At 43.8% G+C, this 21,722-nt stretch carries 26 protein-coding genes and 1 tRNA gene; 15 read left to right on the forward strand and 12 right to left on the reverse strand.

The genetic code is table 11. The features are described from left to right. The 12 genes from O8C65_03255 to O8C65_03310 all read left to right on the forward strand — a co-directional run. The coding region (locus O8C65_03255) for a hypothetical protein (protein ID MCZ7355928.1) at positions 1–183 on the forward strand (183 nt) is incomplete at its 5' end. A gap of 110 nt (positions 184–293) precedes the next feature. Further along, entirely contained in the window at positions 294–506 is a 213-nt protein-coding gene (locus O8C65_03260) for a TRAM domain-containing protein (protein ID MCZ7355929.1), read from the forward strand. Positions 507–533: 27 nt separating this feature from the next. After that, the gene (locus O8C65_03265; GenBank protein MCZ7355930.1) at positions 534–707 is read left to right on the forward strand and encodes a hypothetical protein; all 174 of its coding nucleotides are present in this window, start codon (positions 534–536) and stop codon (positions 705–707) included. 288 nt (positions 708–995) lie between these two features. After that, complete coding sequence (locus O8C65_03270; protein MCZ7355931.1) at positions 996–1,763, forward strand: sugar phosphate isomerase/epimerase; 768 nt, start codon at positions 996–998, stop codon at positions 1,761–1,763. 3 nt (positions 1,764–1,766) lie between these two features. Further along, positions 1,767–2,426, forward strand: coding sequence for an alpha/beta fold hydrolase (locus O8C65_03275; GenBank protein ID MCZ7355932.1), 660 nt, complete (start codon positions 1,767–1,769; stop codon positions 2,424–2,426). 213 nt (positions 2,427–2,639) lie between these two features. After that, entirely contained in the window at positions 2,640–4,742 is a 2,103-nt protein-coding gene (locus O8C65_03280) for a metallophosphoesterase (GenBank protein MCZ7355933.1), read from the forward strand. Positions 4,743–4,996: 254 nt separating this feature from the next. Next, the gene (locus O8C65_03285; GenBank protein MCZ7355934.1) at positions 4,997–5,509 is read left to right on the forward strand and encodes a phospholipase D-like domain-containing protein; all 513 of its coding nucleotides are present in this window, start codon (positions 4,997–4,999) and stop codon (positions 5,507–5,509) included. Between the two features lie 43 nt (positions 5,510–5,552). Then, positions 5,553–6,350: a C1 family peptidase gene (locus O8C65_03290; GenBank protein MCZ7355935.1), complete on the forward strand. Its 798-nt coding sequence runs from the start codon at positions 5,553–5,555 to the stop codon at positions 6,348–6,350. Between the two features lie 11 nt (positions 6,351–6,361). Then, on the forward strand, positions 6,362–6,670 hold the full coding sequence (locus O8C65_03295) for a protease inhibitor I42 family protein (protein MCZ7355936.1): 309 nt from the start codon (positions 6,362–6,364) through the stop codon (positions 6,668–6,670). Between the two features lie 255 nt (positions 6,671–6,925). Further along, on the forward strand, positions 6,926–8,218 hold the full coding sequence (locus tag O8C65_03300; protein ID MCZ7355937.1) for a S8 family serine peptidase: 1,293 nt from the start codon (positions 6,926–6,928) through the stop codon (positions 8,216–8,218). 135 nt (positions 8,219–8,353) lie between these two features. Beyond that, a complete protein-coding gene (locus O8C65_03305) occupies positions 8,354–9,433 on the forward strand; it encodes a M4 family metallopeptidase (protein ID MCZ7355938.1) in 1,080 nt (359 codons plus the stop codon). A 19-nt stretch (positions 9,434–9,452) separates the two neighbouring features. Continuing rightward, the gene (locus O8C65_03310; GenBank protein ID MCZ7355939.1) at positions 9,453–9,761 is read left to right on the forward strand and encodes a hypothetical protein; all 309 of its coding nucleotides are present in this window, start codon (positions 9,453–9,455) and stop codon (positions 9,759–9,761) included. 23 nt (positions 9,762–9,784) lie between these two features. Here O8C65_03310 and O8C65_03315 read toward each other — a convergent pair whose 3' ends face one another. Together O8C65_03315 and O8C65_03320 are read right to left on the reverse strand one after the other, a co-directional pair. Next, positions 9,785–10,672: a TIGR00269 family protein gene (locus tag O8C65_03315; protein ID MCZ7355940.1), complete on the reverse strand. Its 888-nt coding sequence runs from the start codon at positions 10,670–10,672 to the stop codon at positions 9,785–9,787. A 46-nt stretch (positions 10,673–10,718) separates the two neighbouring features. Next, positions 10,719–12,566 (reverse strand): PINc/VapC family ATPase, encoded by a 1,848-nt coding sequence (locus O8C65_03320; GenBank protein ID MCZ7355941.1) that lies wholly within the window; start codon positions 12,564–12,566, stop codon positions 10,719–10,721. A 109-nt stretch (positions 12,567–12,675) separates the two neighbouring features. Here O8C65_03320 and O8C65_03325 point away from each other — a divergent pair. The 3 genes from O8C65_03325 to O8C65_03335 all read left to right on the forward strand — a co-directional run bounded on the left by O8C65_03325 (position 12,676) and on the right by O8C65_03335 (position 15,439). Next, positions 12,676–12,748: transfer RNA gene (locus O8C65_03325), tRNA-Gln, on the forward strand. Between the two features lie 102 nt (positions 12,749–12,850). After that, positions 12,851–14,428: a tetratricopeptide repeat protein gene (locus O8C65_03330; GenBank protein MCZ7355942.1), complete on the forward strand. Its 1,578-nt coding sequence runs from the start codon at positions 12,851–12,853 to the stop codon at positions 14,426–14,428. A 207-nt stretch (positions 14,429–14,635) separates the two neighbouring features. Beyond that, the gene (locus tag O8C65_03335) at positions 14,636–15,439 is read left to right on the forward strand and encodes a recombinase RecA (protein MCZ7355943.1); all 804 of its coding nucleotides are present in this window, start codon (positions 14,636–14,638) and stop codon (positions 15,437–15,439) included. Positions 15,440–15,487: 48 nt separating this feature from the next. Here the strand turns inward: O8C65_03335 and O8C65_03340 are convergent, their stop codons facing one another. The 10 genes from O8C65_03340 to O8C65_03385 form a co-directional block, all read right to left on the reverse strand. Continuing rightward, complete coding sequence (locus tag O8C65_03340; GenBank protein MCZ7355944.1) at positions 15,488–16,087, reverse strand: putative metallopeptidase; 600 nt, start codon at positions 16,085–16,087, stop codon at positions 15,488–15,490. Continuing rightward, positions 16,059–17,282, reverse strand: a complete 1,224-nt coding sequence (pgk, locus tag O8C65_03345) for a phosphoglycerate kinase (protein MCZ7355945.1) — start codon at positions 17,280–17,282, stop codon at positions 16,059–16,061. The genes O8C65_03340 and pgk overlap by 29 nt, the downstream gene beginning before the upstream one ends. 95 nt (positions 17,283–17,377) lie before the next feature. After that, on the reverse strand, positions 17,378–18,223 hold the full coding sequence (locus tag O8C65_03350) for a TatD family hydrolase (protein ID MCZ7355946.1): 846 nt from the start codon (positions 18,221–18,223) through the stop codon (positions 17,378–17,380). A gap of 4 nt (positions 18,224–18,227) precedes the next feature. Continuing rightward, complete coding sequence (locus O8C65_03355; protein MCZ7355947.1) at positions 18,228–19,529, reverse strand: tetratricopeptide repeat protein; 1,302 nt, start codon at positions 19,527–19,529, stop codon at positions 18,228–18,230. A 14-nt stretch (positions 19,530–19,543) separates the two neighbouring features. After that, on the reverse strand, positions 19,544–20,023 hold the full coding sequence (locus O8C65_03360) for a PIN domain-containing protein (protein MCZ7355948.1): 480 nt from the start codon (positions 20,021–20,023) through the stop codon (positions 19,544–19,546). Continuing rightward, the gene (locus tag O8C65_03365) at positions 19,990–20,199 is read right to left on the reverse strand and encodes a hypothetical protein (GenBank protein ID MCZ7355949.1); all 210 of its coding nucleotides are present in this window, start codon (positions 20,197–20,199) and stop codon (positions 19,990–19,992) included. Before O8C65_03365 ends, O8C65_03360 begins: the two co-directional genes overlap by 34 nt. Before the next feature lie 64 nt (positions 20,200–20,263). Further along, positions 20,264–20,401 (reverse strand): hypothetical protein, encoded by a 138-nt coding sequence (locus O8C65_03370; GenBank protein ID MCZ7355950.1) that lies wholly within the window; start codon positions 20,399–20,401, stop codon positions 20,264–20,266. A gap of 116 nt (positions 20,402–20,517) precedes the next feature. Then, positions 20,518–20,643: a hypothetical protein gene (locus O8C65_03375; protein ID MCZ7355951.1), complete on the reverse strand. Its 126-nt coding sequence runs from the start codon at positions 20,641–20,643 to the stop codon at positions 20,518–20,520. A gap of 82 nt (positions 20,644–20,725) precedes the next feature. Then, complete coding sequence (locus O8C65_03380) at positions 20,726–20,995, reverse strand: nucleotidyltransferase domain-containing protein (protein ID MCZ7355952.1); 270 nt, start codon at positions 20,993–20,995, stop codon at positions 20,726–20,728. 127 nt (positions 20,996–21,122) lie between these two features. Then, complete coding sequence (locus O8C65_03385) at positions 21,123–21,689, reverse strand: TATA-box-binding protein (protein MCZ7355953.1); 567 nt, start codon at positions 21,687–21,689, stop codon at positions 21,123–21,125. Positions 21,690–21,722: the final 33 nt, after the last annotated feature.

Below are 21,722 nucleotides of genomic sequence, written 5' to 3' on the forward strand. Positions count from 1 at the left end.
GTGTTGTATTGTCATGCTGGCAGTAGCTTTTGCGAGATTGCAGCGTGGGATAAAAGAAAATCTTTCCTCTGTTGCATATCTTACATAGGGGGTGAAAAAAAAGTTACCAACGGTTTCAAGGGGGTTTTGGTAACCACCTTTGGTAACCACCTAGGTATACAGAGAGTTTATATAGGAACATGATGCTATGAATATTCTGTCAGTTGGCTTATTAGGTAAGTTATAGAGCCTGGGATTATCCCATCTGTGTTTGCTTTTTTAGGTAGATTGATTAAATAAACAGAGGTTAAGAATTGTTTACAGAACAAGATAGAAATTCTCCTGTCTCAGCCGGCGGTGTCCATGATGTCACAATTGATGGCATTGCCAGAGAGGGAGATGGAATAGCACATATACAGGGTTTAGTGATTTTTGTGCCAGACACGAAGATCGGAGACCATGTAACGATAAAGATCGAGCGGGTCATGCGAAAATTTGCAATTGCAGCCCTTGCTGAAAAGAACTAAGAAAATTAAATCAACGGAGATACATACATGAATTACGAAAATCGAGGCAGCGGCGGTTTCAGACCGAGTGGTCCGAGAGAGATGCACAAAGCAACCTGTGCAGACTGTCATCAGGAAACCGAAGTACCATTCAAACCATCCGGCGACAGGCCGGTATACTGCAGAGAATGCTACCAGAACCATAAACCAAAGAGATATTAAATAAATGCAAAACGGGCGCAGATATTACAATATCGCTGCCCGTATCTTTTTTATTATTTATTAGTGATTAATCTATATTTTTGCCTTATATTGAGGTTACATAACTGATCTGAGTAAGCATTAGCCCCAAACGTTTCTACATACGTAGGTGGCGTTTCCAGGGTATTGGTGATGGCGCTGGAAAATAATAATATGTGAAGGGAGCTGAAACTAAAGGTAGAATTGATCCTTACTTTTCCCAGGTTTATGCAAATAATCCTTATATGATGAAGGCAAATAAGGGACGCCATGAAACTCAGTTTCTCATCCCTAGCGCTCGTAAATGACCCATTTGACTGGGCTTATGACCTTGAAGAACTGGGCTTTACAGGCTGGGAAGTGGTTAGCGAAGGCAAGCAGCAGTTAAATGATGAAACGCTCTCAAAAATAAGGAACATTGTCGAAACCACAGATCTTGTTCTCACGCTCCATCTCCCTTTTTCAGACCTGAATCTTGCCAGCCTGAACCATCCCATCTGGAAAGAGACCACGAGGCAGATGTGCAAATGTCTTGAAAGAGCATCTGATTTTATAGAACTTGCGGTAGTCCATCCGGGGCACCTGTCGCCCCTTGGCATGCAGCTTCCGGAGATGGCGTGGCGGCAGAATATTGAAGGATTGCGGTCAGTATGCGATTTCGCAGGCGATTACGGCATTTCCATAGGGGTTGAGAATATGGTTAACATGCAGCATATTTTTGGAAAGCAGCCCGGTGAGATCCTGGGGATGATAGAATCTCTTGAGCGGGAGAATGCAGGACTCACGCTTGATATGGGACATGCCCATACAAACGGCATGGTAAGTGAGTTCCTGAAAGACCTGGGTAGGGTAATCCATGTCCATCTTCATGATAATAAGGGAAGGCGCGATGACCATCTCGAACTCGGTAAAGGCAACATAAAATGGGATGAAGTCATGGGGAAATTCGACGGATATAAAGGAAGGTTCGTGATCGAGGCGAGGACCGTGGAGGAAGGGACAGCCAGTCTAAAATATCTCCACAATCTTGATATGTAGAATATGGAAAAAGTCAATTTCAAGACAAAAGACGGGGTCACGATCGCTGGCAATTATTTCAAACCCCAGAAAGAACATGCACCGGCATTTCTTCTGCTGCATATGATGCCGGCTACCAAAGAGAGCTGGAACGATTTCGCATCTCGTCTTGAAAAAGGAGGTTTTGAGGCTCTTTCAATCGACCTGCGGGGGCACGGCGAGAGCATTTACAAGAACGGTAAGAAAATAGATTATAAAGATTTTAAGGATGCGGATCACAAAGAATCGATCATCGATATAGCCGCGGCCAGGGAATTCCTTAAAATTAAAGGGGCCGACACAACCAGATTTGCGATTGCCGGTGCGAGCATAGGTGCAAATCTTGCCATCTGGCACGCATCGATGGATAAGGATGTCAGGCTGCTCGTGCTGTTATCTCCGGGTCTTGACTACAGGGGAATAAAGACACCTGAGCTTGCAAGCAAATATTCAGGCCCGGTGTATATCCTCTCGAGTGAAGGGGATACCAAATCTGGAGATAGTGGCAGGATATTGTACGATATATTTCCGGACGATAAGAGACTGAATATCATTCAGGGAAGCTCGCATGGCACGGATATATTCATCTCAAGGCCAGAACTCATGGATGAAATATTGAATTGGTCAGTTTCAAGATTATTGTAATATTTCAATACGCTTTAGTGTTGAAAATCAACCTGATGGGCTTGCATTGCGGGATTTCATGAACCCTCAGATGAAGTGAGTTAAGTTAATATAATACTTGGTCAAATAATATTACGAGGGGAAAACATAATACCGCAACAATTTTTTTCAATCATAAACCCAAATTTAGGCTGTCCTAAGATAATTTCAGTCGATGAAATCCTTCATGGAAAAGTGACTATTGATATAATTATCGCAGAAAAGAATAATGATTTTATTTTTTATTCAAAAGACTCATTTAAAGATGCATTCAAGCTTGTATCCTCTTATCCGGAAGATTTGAAGAGTCAGATTGACCTGGAAGTTCTCGATGACCCAAAGGAAATGATCGAATGGAATAAACTCTTTGATTTTGCTAGCCCTGAGGAGACGCAATTGCTCATAAATAGTGAGGTTCACTATAACGTATTTGGTGAAGGGACAAGATACTGGCTGATCAAGACAGCGCCGAAGACCCTTGATTCGGAAGAGCGTGAATATGAAAAAATCTTGCGGAAGGGCAGGAATGGCGGATGGGCACCAACTCTGTACGATCTAGTTTATACCAATTCCAATACCAAAAACGTAAACTATCATGCTGTTCAATTTGTCGAGACTTATACAAATGGTCTCAATTTTATCCATCTGACCGATCTCCATCTCGCTCAGCGTAACGATGAAATTCTGGGAGAGGTACTGAAAGAATGCAGGAAAGGTGTCAGGAGCAGGAAAGAGATCGAAGAGAAGTATATCAACTTCAACGACAACTTCAGGAAATTCATTCACGTAGCTAATGAGCTGGCAGAGAGGGGAGAACTGGATTTTGTAATGATAACAGGAGATATAGTAGATTTTGCGGGTCATGGCTGGGAGGATGAAATCAGCCAATCGGAAAACAATTGGAAAATATTTATCGAAATGGTAACAGGACTTGAAATCAACAAAAGTTTCCGGTTGCGCAGCGGTGATAAAGAGCCTGACATGTTCAATCGTGGAATAAAGGTTGCAGTATTTACATCAACTGGCAACCATGACTGGCGTTTGCATCCGTATAGCCTGCTGCATTATGTCCCAGGGAGGTCGGGCGCATGTGAAAATTTTGGTCTCAGGGAAACTGAGGCTGAGAATTTCAATTACAAATCCTTCGATTCTTCTGAATACCCCTTGGATGAACGCAAGAATTTATCCGACGAATTGACAAAGGAGTCCTTAAAGAGGTTGAACTTAGATGCACTGGACGAAAAATGGTCAATCAACTCCGTTCGCGTATTGGAAGGAAGTTGGCTTAGAGGTCTTTTGAGCCCATTGGGCATTACTGGATTGATGGGTTTGGGAGGAGCAGTTGGAAGATTTTTCTCATTCGGCGCGGCTCTGATCGGGCTGGCAACACCTGTTGCAGTAAAGTGGTTTGCTGAATTTCACATAAGAAAGTGGATGGATTTTTTGATTGATAACCCTCTTCATGCCGAAGTTAAGGCAATGCATTATTATTTCACGAATATAAATCCCTATTTTGATTATGCATTCAGCATCGGGGATAACCACTTTATTCTGATGGATACAGGCGCGGATGTAGTGACAATCAGGGCCGGGGACCTTATGGATGGAAAGGAGTTAAAGGATTTGAAAAAAGTAAGTATCCAGGACAATTTGATTGGAATTTCACCCGATACAATGGCGTTCGATGATAGGGAAGCATACTATAATTGGTCACAGATCGTGTGGCTGGATAAAGTCCTTTCCACAGTAAGTCTTAAAAAGCAAAATGCAAAGAGCGGGAGAATAATTCTTGGTCTCCACTCCCCGCCTGTAAACAATGATCCAAAATGTAATATGGATATGTTGCTCGAAAGCAAAACACATGAGTACATCCCGGAAGACAAATGCAATCTTACCCATGGAACTATCAACCATTTTCTGAGCCAGTTCTTTTTCCTTTGTCAGGGTTTACGAGAGAATCCCGATAAAAAAAGCCAGAGAGTAAGCAACGATCTGGAGAAGGTTGATCTTGTTCTTTCGGGGCATGTTCATATGGACGCGGAATTCAGGCTTGGAGTAGGATACGATAAAGAAGTAAAGGAGAATAAAATCCGGATTTACCATGATAAATATAGCAGCAACCCCGGCCAGTTCGATGAAAAAAAGCCTTTTCTGGTGATAACTGCAGCTTGCGGCCCTCACCAGGGAAAAAATACCGGTACGCCTTACTGGAGGTCTATCAAGATAGACGAAAAAAATCGGATCAAATGCTTCAGACAGGAAAATCTTGAAGATTGGTTATTGTCTCATCCGTCTTAATCAGACCCGATGCAGTATATATGGCAAGGCTATCCTTCATAATGAAGCTCCGGGCATTTTTCAATACTCACACAATTCTGGATAGATCTATTTCAAACAACTCACTTTCGTAGCCGGGAGCGATTGCCATCCAGTCGAACCAAAATTGATAAATACTAAGAAAACAATTTTACATGATGAGGAGAAATGGGGTTTGTAAATTTATTTCTCTACATCTTATTCCACATCTTTATAATTGTATAAAAAGGAGGAAAATGGAAACTTTGCCAGCAACCGGGACTGTTCGAGGTGTGTTTTTCAGTCTAGGAACTACCCCGGCCACGAATGATTCCAAGTTTGACTGCGCAGGGGCAGTTATCGGCCTTTTCAACCAGGCAAAGAAGACGGCTCATATTGCCATATATTCCCTGACCGAGCCCGAGATTGTCAATGCAATGATTGCCGCCAATAAACGGGGTGTGAAGGTTGCGGTCTTGGCGGACGCAACGGAGAGCAAGAATGCGAATCAAGCTGCAATGATAAAAGCACTCACACAGGCAGGGATCGATGTTCGCCTCGCAGTTCGCCAGACGGCTTTGATGCACAATAAGATCGGCATCTTCGATGGGAAGACAATATGCACCGGTAGCTTCAACTGGACGACTAACGCAGAGAAGCATAACGATGAAAATCTGCTGGTCGTGGATGGTGTGGATCTGGCAGCAGATTATGAAAAATACGTCTTCCAGCGGATTCTTCAAAACGAAACGCTGATAAGAGCAAAGTAATAGAGCTTAAAAATTAAAAAGAAATTTAAAAGGAGTGAAATATATGCCAGAACAAAAGAAAGTTACAACAACAAAGAGTAGTGGAACGAAAAAATCCGGTTACGGGTGGGTGCCTGACTTACCCGATCATCGGGATTTTATGTATAGTGCAGTTCGAAAACCAGCCAAACTACCATCGTCCGTCGATCTGCGTCCCGGATGTTCCAAAGTCGAAGACCAGGGACAACTCGGCAGTTGTACAGGAAATGCCCTTGCGGGTGCACTGGAATTCCTGGAAATGAAGGACAAAGTTCCCTATATCGAATTGAGCAGACTGTTTATATACTACGATGAACGCGCCTTTGAACATACAGTAGCGTCGGATTCAGGCGCCCAGATCCGCGATGGGATAAAGACTCTTGCCAAAAAGGGAGTGTGTTCAGAAAATTGTTGGCCTTATGACATTTCGAAGTTCACTGTGAAGCCAAGCCCACCCTGTTACAAAGAGGCTGCAAGCCATAAAATTACATCATACCAGCGCATCCAGACAGTCGATGAAATGCGGGCCTGCCTTGCGGATGGATATCCATTTGTATTTGGCTTTTCAGTATACGAAAGTTTTGAGTCCCAGCAAGTCGCCCAGACGGGCATAGTACCAATGCCTCAGTCTGGCGAGCAGCAGGTAGGTGGCCATGCTGTGGTGGGGGTGGGTTATAACGATTCCACGAAACGATTTATCGTACGCAACTCCTGGGGGGAAGATTGGGGCATGAAAGGCTACTTCACAATACCTTATGACTATCTTGGGAACAGGAATTTGTCTGACGATTTCTGGACGATCAGACGTGAGGCAGGATTTTAGGTTCCACCCAAATGGAAGTGCCAGCCAAGATTGAGCTTAAGGCCGGAGAAAAATATACATTCAGGCTAAAAGGACTGGGAGCAGCAGGATATAATTGGGAGTACTCGATTGAAGAAACAAAAAAGGTGGTTTCTGTATCATTGGAATTTGTAGATGACCAGAAAAAGGCTAAAAGAATATTGCCCCCTGGTTATAGCAAGGATGTGATGGTTACAGTTGAGGCTAGGGAATCAGGGCAGGCAACAATTCGCTTTGTGCAGCGTCGGTCATGGGAAAAGGTCCTTTCAAGAGAACATATTATTGAAATCAGCGTGAACTAAACGAGCTTATCGTTGAACAGACACGCTGCACATCTGTGTCCCGTGCGCGAGAAGCGAGTGGGATATGTTCCGCCAAGAAAAGAATGCTTTAATCTTTAGCCGAACATTCTAAAAAAAATTTGTCCTAACCGAAAGTTTAATACATGATGATGAATTAGTCTAAACTGGAAGGTGGCGAATTTCCAAAGCGCATAAGCCAAGAAGTTTTACCTGAAACATGAGTGGATAAGAAAGTTTTAGAGTGGAGGTAAGTCTATGGTTAAAAAAAAAGTTATTGTAGAGATAAGGATACCGAAGGTACCAGAATCCAGATTAGCTGCATCAGCAATTGATCTGGTTTCTCAGCTTGACATACCTGGGTTTCAATTAGATAAAGATTCCAAACCAGTTCCTGTGAATCCGCCTGACTATCTTGCTGCGAGCTTCGCTGCCTCCAATGAAACCGTTATGCTTGTGCGGGGTGAGATAGAGGAGGGAAAGGAAAAAGAACTTGAGTCCAAACCAAATGTCATCAAGGTCTGGACTGATGCAAGAATAGAGCCTTCCTATGATTGTGATACGGACACATCAAAAGGGGACATTGACAGTGTTGCCAGATATTTGGGCGTGGATGAAATATGGGCAAAAGGGGTACGGGGAAAAGGCATCGTCATAGGGATATGCGATGATGGTGTCAATGCCCTGTCTTCTGATATCGTGGTTGACGGTTGGTCGCCCCCGAATTGTTCCCGCTATGGAGCAGAAGGCGGGCACGGCAACATGACAGCTACAGATGCAACAGGGATGTGCCCCGAAGCAAGAATTTATGATATTGGGGTTCTTAAGAACCCGCCTGGAAGCCTTCCTGATATCGGCGGTGCGATTTCCAATGCTATAGCCGGGTTCCAGTGGGCTATTGAGCGCCACAGGAAAGACGGCACCCCGCATATTCTTTCAAATAGCTGGAACTGTTACCAGGAGTCGTGGGCTCCCGATTATGCGAGGGATCCCAACCATCCCTTCACGAGAAAAGCCGTTGAGGCGATAAGGGAAGGAATAATAGTCTGCTTCAGTGCCGGGAATTGCGGCAAGAATTGCAAGGACAAAGATCCAAGGTGTGGTTCGGATGAAGGCCAAGGGCGTAGTATCTGGGGTGCGAATGGGCATCCGGAGGTTATAACAGTCGGCGCGGTGAATGTCAAGGGAGAGCTTGCAGGCTATTCAAGCCAGGGGCCTGCAGCCCTATCAAATGAAAAACCCGACTTCTGCGGGATTACGCATTTTAAAGGATACAACGATCCCGATACCGGGACATCGGCAGCGACACCGATAGTGGCGGGAGTTATCGGTCTTCTAAAATGTGCCAAGCCCACGCTGACACATGCAGAGGCAAAAGCCGTATTGAGAAAAACAGCTAAAGATATCGCCGGAACGGGTTTTGATGCAGAGTCGGGATACGGGATAATCCAGGCGCGCGCGGCTTTCGAACTCATAAAAGGGCAACCCAAACCTGAGCCTAAACCAAAGCCAAAGCCCAAACCTAAACCAAAGCCGAAAAAGGTAAAATAGGAAAGGAATGACGAAGCTCAATTTTGACCAAAGGTGTCTATGAAAATTACAGGTTTACGCTTCTAAAAGGCAGTTTACAGTAACTGACCTTTTGGATATAAAAGGGAGGAAAATATGTTGAAAAAGAGGTTGGAAATGAGATTTCCTAAAAATGTGGGAACTACGGAAAGAATGGGAACAACTGTTCGAAGCATTATCCCTCCGCATATGCTTAAGGAGCTCGCAAAGAGGGGAGATGATAAGCAGCGCGAAATGGCGTTAAGGCATTTGATGATATCCGAAAAGATACGCGGTCGGCGCGAAGCGTTCGGTGAATTCTATGTCGCAACGCCTGTGAGCGGCGTGAAGTGCCTGAATGTATATGACGCCAAGGAAGGACAGACACTTCCAGGGGATTCGATCCAGGATCCGGGTAACGGCAGCGACCCGGCCGCAAAAGAGGCTTATGATGGCGCAGAAGCCACGTATAATATGTACAATGATGTATACGGGAGGAACTCTATCGATGACAAGGGCATGTGCATAAACTCAAGCGTGCATTACGAGCAGGATTACGACAACGCTTTCTGGGACGGGCGGCAGATGGTCTACGGCGATGGCGACGGGAAATTATTCAATCGGTTTACTATATCCATAGACGTGATAGGGCACGAATTGACACATGGCGTTACCGAAAATGAGGCAGGGCTTGTTTATTCATACCAGCCTGGCGCGCTGAATGAATCAATATCTGACGTCTTCGGTTCTCTCGTGAAACAGCGCTCGCTCAACCAAACAGCTGATGAGGCAGACTGGCTTATCGGTGAAGGTCTTTTTACCTCAAGCGTAAATGGCAAAGCTCTGCGCTCGATGAAAGATCCGGGAACCGCCTATGATGACCCGAAGCTCGGCAAGGACCCGCAACCCGGGAATATGAAGAATTTCAAGAAGTTGCCTCAATCAGAAGATAACGGAGGAGTGCACATAAACTCAGGGATACCGAACCGTGCATTCTGCATGACCGCAATCGAGATCGGTGGAAATGCTTGGGAAGAGGCAGGGAAGATATGGTATATCACAATGAGGGACAGACTCAGGCCCCAATCCAATTTCCAGGATGCTGCGAACAAGACCTTCCAGGTGGCGGGGGTTGTGTTCGGCGCAGGGAGCAAAGAGCAGGGAGCTGTGAAAAAAGGCTGGGCAGCGGTCGGGATCAATGTGAGTGCAAAGAAATAGTAATTAAAGGATAAGGATTGTGGATGACAGTATGTTGATTCATCTGGAACGAAGTGGCGGCTTTGCGGGTATACGGACAGAGGTTACGCTGGATACCGAATCGCTCCCTGCTGAGGAAGCCAAAAAGCTGCTGGAATTGCTGGAATCAGCCGATTTTTTCAAGATGCCGGCAAAGTTCGCGCCCCCGAAACGAGGTGCGGATTACTTCCAGTACAGCCTTACGGCTAAAATTGAAGGTAAAGAGCATACAGTCGAGTTGAGTGAACCGTCTGTCCCAGAGAATCTCAAGCCGCTTCTTCGATCCCTGATGAAGTATGCAAAAAAGTGAAGGTAATGGATTCATCGTGTCATTTACTTTCCAAGCAGCTTGCATGTCTTGCATATGCTCTCGCTGCTTGGTTCAGCGCATATTTCGCATTGCTTTATCGGTGTGCCTGCCGAGCGCAGCGATTCCGAGATAGCCTCAAATCCCGCGAGCAAAGAATATTTTGTTCCGGGATGTTTTATCTCATAATTATTTATCATCCCGCGAATCTCATTACGAAGCGCCTGCCCGGCATACGGGCATTCATCCGTGCTCAGGGGCAGCTTATTTAAGAACCCGTAGAGAGCCACCTCTTTTTCAGGGATGCTTCGAAGCGGCTTGATCCTCAGAACCAGGCCGGGCTGCATTTCCCCTGACATTCTTTTCAGCCTATCCACATCCCCCCGCAGGTAGTTCATCAGAATGGTCTGGGATTCATCATCCAGATTATGACCCATAGCCAGCTTATCTGCGCCGAGTTCTCGAGCGGCTCTGTTCAGGAGGTTTTTCCTCAGCACTCCGCACGGAGTACAGGCAGCATGTTCATTTTTGCGGGTAAGCTCATCAAGAGTTATGCCGAAACCTTCCTTGAATGATTTTATCGTGAGAGGAATTCCAAGTTCGTTGGTGAGATTTACAGCGTGTTCAAGCGTATGTTCCCTGTATCCATGGATCCCTTCATCGATCGAAATGGCAAAAATTTCGAGGTCTTTCCTATTTTGAAAGATCTTATTGAGGACGTAGAGAAGAACAGTGCTATCCTTTCCACCGCTCAATGCGACAGCGATCCTTTCCCCCTTTCCGACCATTCTGAATTTCCTGATATCCCGCTTGACCTTTCTTTCCACATCCTCGATAAAATGTACTTTGCACAGGTGGGCATTGGAGTATTTCTGGAATAAGACCGCTGTTTTATTACATCGCTGGCATTTCATGTATCGGGATAAAATGCTATGCTTTTATTAATAATCTGTCATAACCTTAATTATGCCCCGGGCGCAAAGTTACAATGGAAGGATTTTCCATTATCCTGTATCCTTCATCCATGTCTTTTCCTATTTTGACATCTCCCTTCCGCCCGACTGTGGCGGTAAAAAGATAATCCTCCCCGCTATACACATCCACAGTTTGACCCGATAATTCTGCCACATTCAGAATCACAAATTTTTTTGTTCTCTCCACTCTTGGGATGAAACTTGAGATTCCGCTCTTCCTTTCAACTGTCTTTTTACCTTTTTCCGTGCGTTCTCTCTCGCGGATCTCCAGATGAATACCCAGCCTTTTCTCGATCTGATCAATATTCTTTCCACCCTTCCCTATAACACCGGGGATATCTTCCTCATCCATATATACTGTAGCGGAAGAATCGGAATCAACTTTTACGTCCACGGAGCCGCGGGTGAACTTCTGAATCTCTTTCCTCATGGCATCTGCGGCAAGTGTCCAGGTGCCTGGCCTTTTTTCTTTAATTTCGCTTACAGGCATCACTACGACCTGTTCCCCGTAGGTGTATATTTCATATTCAACACTCCATGTCTCGAAATCTGCCACTGTTATCACAGGCCTGGCCAGATCCTGTTCCACCATCCCGCTCGGAACTTTCACCGTGAATTCAATATCGTATACCTTTGCAACTTCCCCCTTTTCAATAAAAATAACGGTATCCACGACCTGGGGTATGATCCCGAGTTCAACGCGCCCTATCAGTCTCTGGATCGCATCCACTGCTCTCGTGGCATGTACCACGCCTATCATTCCTACGCCTGCCATCCTCATATCTGCGAAAACATGGAAATCCTTTGTTTTCCTGACTTCATCATATATCGTATAATCTGGTCTAACGAGTAGCATAATATCAGCTGTTTTTTCCATGTCGCGCTCTAATGGTGCGTACTGGGTTATGGCGTCAGAAACCTGCAGATCGCGCGGTGATTCCATAGTTTTCACGATAAAATCCTGCTTGTGAAGGAATTCTGCAAGACTGGCAGCAAAAGTGGATTTTCCTGCGCCGGGTGGGCCGGCGACAAGGATTCCCCTCTGCTTTTCCACAATTCTATCCTTAAGTTCCTTCCCGAGCCTGTAATCATCAAGGCGCACCACTGCAATCGGTCTTACTGCCGTTATTTCCATTCCGTCTGAAAACGGAGGCTGGGCCACAGCTATGCGCATTGAACCTATCTGTAACACTGTTGCACCGGAATAATCTATCTCCAGAAACGAGTCAGGGTCACGCTTCGTCCTCTCTATTAATTCTCTGGTTATTGCATGAAGCTCTGTTTCCGTGCAAACCTCATTCCGGATTTTCATGAGTTTTTGTTTTCCTACCGACCCTCTTTTTGCCATTGGAGGGACATTGACCTTTAGATGGATTGAAAGAGTATCTTCAGTGAAAAACCTGTTTATGCTGAGTTCTTTTAACTCTTCCATTCTTGGATACAGATATTCCACATTCAATCCTTTTGCACGGGCGACCTCTGCCTGCACTTTATCGCTGGTAATGAAAATCGCATTGTTTTCCACAGCTACGGCGCGAATAATGGCATCGATCTCACCGGAAGAAGCAAGTTTTATTTGCTCAAGAGATGGCCTTTTCCCGGTGAATTTAAGCTTTATCTCATCTTTTTTTGCCATCTCGCTGAGTTCTTTTAACTCGTCAAGCCCCTTAAAACCAATTTCTTTACCCTTGTTAGCCTGCGCTTCCAGCTCCGCTATCAACGCTTCAGCAATGATCACGGTCGCAGGTTTATATTCGCCTGCCTTTAATTTTGAGGTAATCCTCCCATCAATGATAACGCTTGTGTCAGGAACAATACAAGACTCATCTGTCATAACAAATAGATACACATCATAAAGCTAAAAATGTTCTGGCTTCGACCTAAAATTTCCCGCCTATAAGTACATCATAAAAGATAAGTAGTTTGATTGCGATTTAAAGCCCAGTCCCGTAGGGTAGTGGTCAATCCTTCTGGCCTTTGGAGCCGGAGACGACGGTTCGAATCCGCCCGGGACTATTTTTTTACTGATTTTACGCTATATTTGTCAATGCAAAAATGTGAGCATTACCATAATAACCATAAGAAAGGATAAATATTAATATATCATTAAGTATAGCTATGGGATTTTCCGACTTTATACTAGGAAAAAAGAAAAGCAATCCAGACAATGCGGTCAAAAACATGGAATCACCGAAACAGAAGGCGATTCCGGAAAAGATGAGCGACAAGTCCGGTGGCAATGGTACAGACTCAGCTAACACTTGGGGCAACAAGGGCAATACTCTGGTTGAAAGCAGCATGTATGCAGAAGCGATCCAGTGTTTTGATAAAGCCCTTGAGATAAATCCAAGATCAGCGGAGATATGGAATAATAAAGGCCTTGCGCTGGCTAGAACCGGTAGATTTGCAGATGCTATCAAGTGTTATGACAAGTCCCTGGAGCTTAAGCCTGGGGACGGAGAAGTGATTTATAATAAGGGAGTGACCCTGGCGCAGCTTGGGCAGACTTCCGAGGCAATAGCGTGTTATGACAAGCTTTTGGAGATGAATCCTCGCGACGCAGATGCCTGGTGCAGTAAAGGTGATGTGCTGTTTGAGAGTAACAATTTTGAAGAAGCTCTTCGTGCATATGATAAATCCATAGAGATCGACCCGAAGGATGAGACTGCATGGAATAACAGGGGATTGACGCTTGTAAAGCTTAACCGCCTGCCTGAGGCTGTTGAATCTTATGACAAAGCCCTTGAGATAAATCCAAAAGTCGAAAAGATATGGAGCAACAAAGGGCTTGTCATTGCAAGAATGAGGGAAAACGAAGAAAAAGTTGATTTGCTGAAAATCGCAAGTACAATGCCAGCGGAGGATAAGGTTACTTCGTCCCTCCAGCCAAAACCGGTTGAAAAAGTTAATGCAATACCTGAAAAGCATAAAATGGAATCGGATCCATTTGTTGGCGGACCGGAACCAGATGAAAATACAATAACTGATTTAAAATCTTTAATTTTAGATCCCGCACCTGTGGTAAATTCAGATCCTTTGATCTCAAAGCGCCCAGATCAACCATCCGAAATTTTTTCTGATAAACGCGACCCAAAACCCATGCAAGCGAATGAGAATTCAAGCTCATCTGCTCCTTCCAAGAATGGTTTGGAAAAAGTAGTTGTCCGTGTTGGGGAAGATGAAGATAAGATATCTGTTATCAGGGCGGACCAGGTCGGGCAGGATGTCCAATCAGTTAATATCAAAACCAAACCCCTGCAGCATGAAAGTAGTGGCCCATCAAATGTCAAAAAATCGGATGAAAATCTTGTCCTGGGAAACGCCATGTATTCCAAAGGCCAGTATCAGGATGCAATAGAATATTTCAATAAATCGCTTCAGATAGACCCTGAAAATAATACTATCTGGAACAATAAAGGGCTTGCTCTTGCCAAGCTAGGAAAAATCGATGAGGCCATCGAATGTTATGATAGAGCGCTTCGGATTAAATCAAAGGATTACGTTGTCTTGAACAATAAAGGTGGGGCCCTATATAAGAAAGGACAGGTTCAGGAAGCACTCGTTTGCTATAAATCCGCCTTTTCGTTGAATCCGGAAAGTAAGGCTGCGATGCGAGGGATGGATATCTGCCTGAAATCTATTAATTCCGGGAAACCGAGCGAAAATAAATCGGCGGATGGTACAAATCAAAAATAAGCTATAATTCAACCCGGAACTCCAATTCTCTCAACATCCTTAATAGGGTACTGTCTCGCGAAAATACTACAGATGTAACTGTTTTTTGAGTTAAGTTTAAGCCGGGTTTGCATTCCTGCCGTCCATTATAATGTAGATTTGAATATGCATTATTATCATGGTTAGCTTTATTATATAACAGTAATAAAAGTAATCCGAAGAAAAGAAATGGCAGCAGCAAAAAAGGCAGGTTCGGCTCAAACTCTTATATCACAATCCCAGGAGGTTCAGCCAAGCTCTTCGATCGCTGAAATTGTTCCGAAACAGGTCAATCGATCTACAGCGATCCCTATATTAGATCGTACCCTGGGAGGTGGATTACCATCGGGTGCGGTCGTATACATATTCGCGGATGCAAAATCCATGGCTGAAGTTTTCCTTTATCAGTTCACACAGGCACGAAAAACATATTATTTTTCAAACGAAAGGCATCCGAAGTACATATTGCGTGACATCAAGAATTATGGTTTCAAGACGGACAATATTAAATTCGTTGATATCTACAGTGCGTATTATCTTACGGCTCATGGAGAGATGGTTGACAATGTTGGAAATGAATTCGTCGATGCCAAGATTGTTGAATTCACTGAATCAAACGTAAAAAAAATTATGACGGAAGGAGAAGGGGAAATGGATATAAATCTGATCTTCGACTCCTTTTCCTTTTACCTGAACCTCAAAGTCAATCCGGGTATAATCAAGAGACTCATCAATGTGATATACGAAGTGACAAAAGACCTGAACTGCCTGTCTTTCTTATACGGCCTCAAAGATACTCATGAAAGGAACCTTGAAAACGAGATAATGAAATCCTGCGATGCAATATTCGAGGTAGACCTTGACAAGGATTCGGAGAAGCTATCAAGCCGCCTGTCAATGCCCAAATTGAGAGGCAGGACCCCCGCATCGGAGATGCTGAAGTTCAAGGTGGGAGAAGGTATCCAGATCGATACCACGAAAGATATCGCCTGAGTGCAAATGCGGATACTTCAGGTTTCAATATCTGTGGAAATATATCTCTTATACCACAGGTTTTGAACGGGCTATCCGTATCATATTACCGTTGATTGCACCATATTTGTGCCTGAGTTCTGAATATTTATATTCCAAGAATGCACTTAATTCAGGATGTGCTGTAGCTTTTATATATTCATCAGTAAAGATATTAATAATATTGTCATATTTTTTTCGCGAACTGCCGTGGGCGTAATTCTTACCTGAAAATCGTCTAACATCCCCATTAAATAATGGCGAGATATGATATAATTCATGCAACACGGTCGCAAGTTTGTTCTTATGATCTTTATGATTGAGGAAACGGGGTAAGTGGAAATATACTATATATAGAATGTCTTTTCCATTAATGTTTACTTCAGGCGTGATGTATTCAATCCCGCGATGTACTCTGGTTTTTGACCCGCCTTCATATCTCATGGGCCGCATTTTTGCGACAACACCATTCCTGCTTCCATTTGAGGGAGATATCGCAATAAGAATATTATTCAGCTGAATATGACTGAAAGAAGGGTGGGTTTTAGCAATATCCTCCACAAGAAGGGTCATGTTGCCAGTAAAGTCAAAACCCTCTGGATTATTTTTGTCTGAATTTCCTGGCCGCATCCTTCAATGCCTCGATCCCCGGGAGTTTTTCTCCTGCTAAAAAATCAATGCAAGCGCCGCCGCCAGTGCTCACATGGGAGAATCTACTGGAAATTCCCATCTGTTCTGCGGCAGCAGCGATATGCCCCCCGCCAATGACAGAGAATCCTGATTTTGCCCCGGCTTTCATGAGCTCATGAGTTCCAAGGGCAAACGCCTCTTTTTCAAATACTCCTGCAGGGCCGTTCATAACCACTGTTTTTGCGGAGCTTATTTCGCGCGAAAATTTGATCATTGTTTCGATACCTATGTCGTGAATTGGCAGCTCGGTTTTCAGATTTTGGACTTTTTCTTCCACACGTTTCTCATTTTTATTCAATGCCACATCCACTGGCACCCCGATATTTTCCCCGAAGCGGGAAAGAAGTTCGCGGGCTATGTTTATCTGATCGTTATAACCCTGTTTTTCAATAAAGCTCAAATTCAAGGGCCCAATGTTCACCCCAGATGCGGCAAGGAATACATTGGCTACGACACCTGTGACCAGGACCCTGTCGGCACATCCCCTTTCAAGCACATTCTTTGTGACCTTGATGGAATCGTCCACCTTCGTGCCCCCGAGCACATATATGCAGGGGCGTTCGCCGCAGGATAAGCCTTTGTTCAGCGAGTCTATTTCCTTTTCCATGACCCTTCCCGCGATGCTCGGCAGAACCTCAGTGAAACCTGTAACAGAAAGATGGGACCTGTGGGAAACAGAGAAGGCATCATTTATGAAAATATCGCAAACCGGAGCAAGCTTTTTTACCATATGGGTTCTGGTATGTTCTTTAGGAGCACGCTCAAGGGATTCTTCTGAATAGAACCGGGAATTTTCAAGCAGCAGGATGTCCCCATTGCTCATCCCATTTATGGATTCGACAGCATGGGAACCAAATATGTCATCGATATAATCTATGTTCCTGCGCATTAATTTTGACAAAAGTTTTGAATGCGGTTCCAAAGTGGTAAAATCGCTTTTACCCGGGCGGCTCTGATGGGACAGGATGACGACTTTAGAATCTTCCAGCCCTCTCAAAGTTGTAATGTGGCTTCTGAACCTGCTATCGTCGAGTATGATCCCTGTGGGATCCATCGGCGAGTTCAGATCCAGCCTGCATAAAACAGTCTTCCCCTCAGTATCAACGTCGTCAAGCGTAAGATAATCCCGAATCATATAGAGTGGGTTAATTCTTAGAAGATAGCTATATAAATAACGGATAGATTTTCTAATGAATATAATACCTGTTGAAGTATGAAATTGCTGTGTGTTTAAATGTTGATCTCGATACCGTACACCTTTTCAGGATTCTCTTTATGGATCTTCCAGAACGGCTCCTCACCCCATTCCGGAATGAGCTGTTTTGTCCTTTTCGGGACGGTCTTTGGCCCGAGAACCGAGCCCGGCCTTTTCAGGTCGTCTATGTAATCCGTTTCCATCATAAAACGCGTACCTTCGGAAAGGGCTTTTTCTATGGCATCTTCACCAGCCAGCACGCTTGGAAAAATACCATATTTCTCGCATGTTCTTACCATTGCAGGCGCGAAATGCTTCACTACCTTCTCAGGCGCCAATCCGGCATCTCTAGCTATTCTCACTATTTCCCCCAATCCTTCCTCAGTGGCGCTCTCGGTATGCAGCTGCACCGCGCAGCCAGCATCCTTTGCCAATTCAAAGCTGTGGCGCATGATTTCATTCGAGGCTTCCCAGAGCTTTGGTTCCACTTCATAATGAGGTCGCCCGGATTTCAAACCAATGGCAAGACCTTTATCCACATATTCGCGCGCCACTTCAAGCCCGCCTTTCATTACCTCCACAGAGCGCTCAAATCCCAGCCGCCCATAGTATTTGGTAAGCTCAGCGGGGTGAACGCCCAGAACAACGAACACCTTCACTTTTTCTGCTTCCTCGGCGCGCCGCGCTATTTTGCGGACTTTGTCAAACACCTGCCTGTAATCTTCGGGCGCGTTTATCTCGATGCCCAGCGACCAGGGCGGAAGCGATACAAGGACGATATGCGTACCCCCGGCGCGCGCGAATTCGCGGACTGCGTCGAGGCAGCGCCCGGAGGGGTTTAGGTGCATGTGGTTGTCCAGGATGGGGAGGGTGGGGGTCATGAGATTAAGGCTCTATCTTTAATCCTTTAGCTTGACTCCATTTTGCTTCCATAGCCGAACTCTTAGCTTCTCTATATTCACTTTTTTCGACTTCAATTCCGCTCGGGCCGAATTTAAACGTTTTGAACTGGTGATATAAGAGAATAAGGATCAGCAGGGCGATTAAAACGGTTGATTGAGCGGCGAATACCACATCAGAAAACTTAGTAGTAGTCAAAAATAAATAAAAAGATATAATTAGATATAACAATACTACTGTTGCAAAGAAAATCTGGATTTTGGAGATTTCTTGCCCAGAGATTTTCGTTGCGCTATCAAATTTCTCAAGCTCCCGAAGATTGCGCCTTGCCTTCATATTCATTGGATTAAAATCAATCGCCATTTTGAATTCTTTCTTAGCTTTTTCATATTGTTTTAATTTCACGTATACATAGCCGAGTTTATTATGATTTTCTGAGATTGAAGCATTCTCAATAGAAGCCGAATTTTTTAATGCCTCATGATATTCCTTCTCCGCCATTTCAAAATATTTCTCATCTGAAAGTATATCTCCCAGAATTATATGTGCGTGGAAGTTTGTTGGTTCAATTTTAAGTGAGGTTCTTACCTCATTCTCAGCTTCAATAAACAATTTTTTTTCCCTCAAAAAAATTGCATAGTTATTGTGTGCCCACAAATACTTGGGGTTTAATTCTATTACTCTTTTAAAGTATTCTTCAGCTTCGTTTTTCCTGCCGAGTTTTTTGAGTAAGAGTGCATAATTGTTTTGCGCTCGTATATATTTTGGATCTAATTCTATTGCTTTTTTGTAGTGTTGTATTGCTTCAGCTTTCTTACCAAGTTCTACGAGCAGGAGTGCATAATTATTATGAAAATCTACATCTTTCGGGTTTAATTTTATTGCTTTTTCATAATGTTCTTCAGCTTCAATTTTCCTGCCCAAGTCTTCAAGTAAGTTAGCATAATTGTAATGCGCGTCAGCATCTTTAGGGTCTATTTGTATCGCTTTTTTATAGTAATCTTCAGATTCTTTGAATTTTCCAATATAATTCGCTGCAATACCTGCATTAGAATACGCTCTTGCTTTGTTTTCTCCTTCCAGACCAAGTGCCGCCGCAAGTGTTATTATATATTCAGACTCATACTTCTCATCACGGCCGATCTTGACAGATAAATCTAGTAAATCCTCCGCCCCTATTCCCATCTCCCTCGCCACCCGCGCCGCCTCCTCCACGCACGCCTCAAGCTCGCCGCGCTCGATGCAGGGCGCGAGTTTTTTCAGGAATTCCTCAGCTTTGTTATCCATAATCGTTAAGCCATCTAATACTTTTCATTCTGTTCAAAATCGAATAAGGATTTAGCCTTCAATAGCCCTACGACCTCCTCCGTAGTATAAGCATCCGCAACACCCTGCTGTTTGAAATGCTTATCGTTCGACCATACCGCGCAATTTAACTGCAATGCCAGAGCCAGAAAAGGAGTATCTTTTTCATCTATGCTTTTCATTACTTCATAGGCGTAATTCATTCTATTGGAATATAATTCAGCAGGTATTACATGAACAGATTCGAGTATAAACTTCAAAGCGTACTCAAAGCTTTGTCTTTGTAAAATTTTCTTTCTTTTAGGATAAATATGTTTTTTATAATATTCTAATTCTTTTAATCCATCTTCAGGATAATATACGTCCAAAAATTCGGATTTCAATAATTTTGCCGTAAAGGTTTTGTCTTTTAGCAGAGCCGACAATAAAATATTGGTATCAACTACAAGCCGTATTTTTTCTTTGTTTCTTTCCATGCATCTTCTCTTGCTATTTCCAGTTCTTCCATATCTTTCTCACTCAATGAAAGCTCTTCTATGCATTTCTCAAACAAAACCCATTTTATTTCCTCCTCTTTTACCAGCTCATCGATCTTTCTTTTTAGATTGGATACTGGAATTTCTTTCGGAACTTGTATGATTATTTCGCTCATCTTAATTACCTGATGTTCTTACAGTGTTATATAAACTTGGAAGATGAGATAAACATTCTAACATTCATCCCAAACCATCAGTTTCTCCCCCCATCTCCCCCGCCAGCCGCGCCGCCTCCTCCACGCACGCCTCAAGCTCGCCGCGCTCGATGCAGGGCGCAAGTTTCAACAGGAATTCCTCGGTTTTGTTATTTTCAGGCATAATTTTTAAATTCGTTTTTGTTCTGATTTATTATCCAAAAATTTAAACAGTATTTTTTATAATCTTGTTCGAAGAAAGTTTTGGATTTTGTGCGTGCCATGTTACAATTTTAGTTTTTATTTTTTCCAAAGCTCTTTTTTAATCCTTTCCAGATTTTTCAAGTCCCGCTCTCTAATATCTAATTTTTCTTTTGTCTCTTCGATAATCTCACGTTTTTTCTGATTTTTGATATTTTTATCCAATGGCTGCACCATCCTTTGCAGAGTAGAGTAATTTACCTTTAAGAATTTCATTCACGAATGGATTCCCTTTTCTTCTTATCTCTTAAAATTCTTGTTCCGTATAGCACAGCGGTTCTATCGGCAGCTCTGTCATTTCAAGAATTTTATCAGTGCGGTCTAAAAAGCGTTCTCTGAAATCACCTATGATAGCAAGGTCGATATCGCTCCCTTTATTAAAGTCATTGCGCGCCACTGAACCGAACATATAGACCTTTTTAATATCGATATTAGAAGCAAGTTTCTCAACAAACCCATCTATCTTGCCAAGAAGTTCCTTACTTCTACTAATATCGATTCTGCATATTTTATGCATTTGTCCGCATCCTCTCTCGTATAGTATTCATAGGCGAGCCTGATGGAAGCGCATCCGGGTAGCGTGGGGGGATATAATGGTTGTCAAGCTCCCAGCCAGCTTCGCTATTTAAGAAAGAAAATAAGGCCTACAGCAGCCCCAGCCCATCAAGCTCTTCCACGATCTTCTCCACAGCGGCAACGGCATCCTCGGGTTTCTTACCTCCTGTGACCACGAGTTTTCCGGAACCGAAGAGCAGCATGACAACCTTGGGATTTGATAACCTGTACACGAGACCCGGGAACTGCTCAGGCTCATATTCTATATTCTCAAGCCCAAGACCAATGGCGATGGCATTCAGGTTAAGCACTGTCCCGAGGTCTGCAGATGCCACGATATTCTGTATCGTGATCTCTGGCTTCTTCGGGATGGAAACTCCCATAGCTTTTAATTTTTCAAAAACCTTTGTGAGCCCGCTGCTCACGTCCTCGATGCTCTTGGCCCCGGTACATACGATTTTCCCGCTTCCGAAAATGAGAGCTGCAGTTTTTGGGGAAGCGGTCCTGTAAACCACTCCGGGGAACCGTTCTTTATTATAATCCGCCCCTTCAAGAATCCTGATGACTTCATTAAGGTCAAGTTTTGCCCCTATACCCGTTGATGCAACTACATTCTCAATCTTTATCGTTTTTATTGGTTCTGTTGATTTTGACATAAACACCAGTATATAAAGGGTATTTAAAGCTTT

The organism is Candidatus Methanoperedens sp. (assembly GCA_027460535.1).
Lineage (GTDB): Archaea > Halobacteriota > Methanosarcinia > Methanosarcinales > Methanoperedenaceae > Methanoperedens.

What these genes read in the sequence shown, in the direction of transcription:
- O8C65_03265 (MCZ7355930.1), top strand. Translation starts at nt 534, where the DNA reads ATGAATTACGAAAATCGAGGCAGCGGCGGTTTCAGACCGAGTGGTCCG.
- O8C65_03270 (MCZ7355931.1), top strand. Translation starts at nt 996, where the DNA reads ATGAAACTCAGTTTCTCATCCCTAGCGCTCGTAAATGACCCATTTGAC.
- O8C65_03275 (MCZ7355932.1), top strand. Translation starts at nt 1,767, where the DNA reads ATGGAAAAAGTCAATTTCAAGACAAAAGACGGGGTCACGATCGCTGGC.
- O8C65_03285 (MCZ7355934.1), top strand. Translation starts at nt 4,997, where the DNA reads ATGGAAACTTTGCCAGCAACCGGGACTGTTCGAGGTGTGTTTTTCAGT.
- O8C65_03290 (MCZ7355935.1), top strand. Translation starts at nt 5,553, where the DNA reads ATGCCAGAACAAAAGAAAGTTACAACAACAAAGAGTAGTGGAACGAAA.
- O8C65_03295 (MCZ7355936.1), top strand. Translation starts at nt 6,362, where the DNA reads ATGGAAGTGCCAGCCAAGATTGAGCTTAAGGCCGGAGAAAAATATACA.
- O8C65_03300 (MCZ7355937.1), top strand. Translation starts at nt 6,926, where the DNA reads ATGGTTAAAAAAAAAGTTATTGTAGAGATAAGGATACCGAAGGTACCA.
- O8C65_03305 (MCZ7355938.1), top strand. Translation starts at nt 8,354, where the DNA reads ATGAGATTTCCTAAAAATGTGGGAACTACGGAAAGAATGGGAACAACT.
- O8C65_03315 (MCZ7355940.1), bottom strand. Translation starts at nt 10,672, where the DNA reads ATGAAATGCCAGCGATGTAATAAAACAGCGGTCTTATTCCAGAAATAC.
- O8C65_03320 (MCZ7355941.1), bottom strand. Translation starts at nt 12,566, where the DNA reads ATGACAGATGAGTCTTGTATTGTTCCTGACACAAGCGTTATCATTGAT.
- O8C65_03330 (MCZ7355942.1), top strand. Translation starts at nt 12,851, where the DNA reads ATGGGATTTTCCGACTTTATACTAGGAAAAAAGAAAAGCAATCCAGAC.
- O8C65_03335 (MCZ7355943.1), top strand. Translation starts at nt 14,636, where the DNA reads ATGGCAGCAGCAAAAAAGGCAGGTTCGGCTCAAACTCTTATATCACAA.
- O8C65_03340 (MCZ7355944.1), bottom strand. Translation starts at nt 16,087, where the DNA reads ATGCGGCCAGGAAATTCAGACAAAAATAATCCAGAGGGTTTTGACTTT.
- pgk (MCZ7355945.1), bottom strand. Translation starts at nt 17,282, where the DNA reads ATGATTCGGGATTATCTTACGCTTGACGACGTTGATACTGAGGGGAAG.
- O8C65_03350 (MCZ7355946.1), bottom strand. Translation starts at nt 18,223, where the DNA reads ATGACCCCCACCCTCCCCATCCTGGACAACCACATGCACCTAAACCCC.
- O8C65_03355 (MCZ7355947.1), bottom strand. Translation starts at nt 19,529, where the DNA reads ATGGATAACAAAGCTGAGGAATTCCTGAAAAAACTCGCGCCCTGCATC.
- O8C65_03360 (MCZ7355948.1), bottom strand. Translation starts at nt 20,023, where the DNA reads ATGGAAAGAAACAAAGAAAAAATACGGCTTGTAGTTGATACCAATATT.
- O8C65_03365 (MCZ7355949.1), bottom strand. Translation starts at nt 20,199, where the DNA reads ATGAGCGAAATAATCATACAAGTTCCGAAAGAAATTCCAGTATCCAAT.
- O8C65_03370 (MCZ7355950.1), bottom strand. Translation starts at nt 20,401, where the DNA reads ATGCCTGAAAATAACAAAACCGAGGAATTCCTGTTGAAACTTGCGCCC.
- O8C65_03380 (MCZ7355952.1), bottom strand. Translation starts at nt 20,995, where the DNA reads ATGCATAAAATATGCAGAATCGATATTAGTAGAAGTAAGGAACTTCTT.
- O8C65_03385 (MCZ7355953.1), bottom strand. Translation starts at nt 21,689, where the DNA reads ATGTCAAAATCAACAGAACCAATAAAAACGATAAAGATTGAGAATGTA.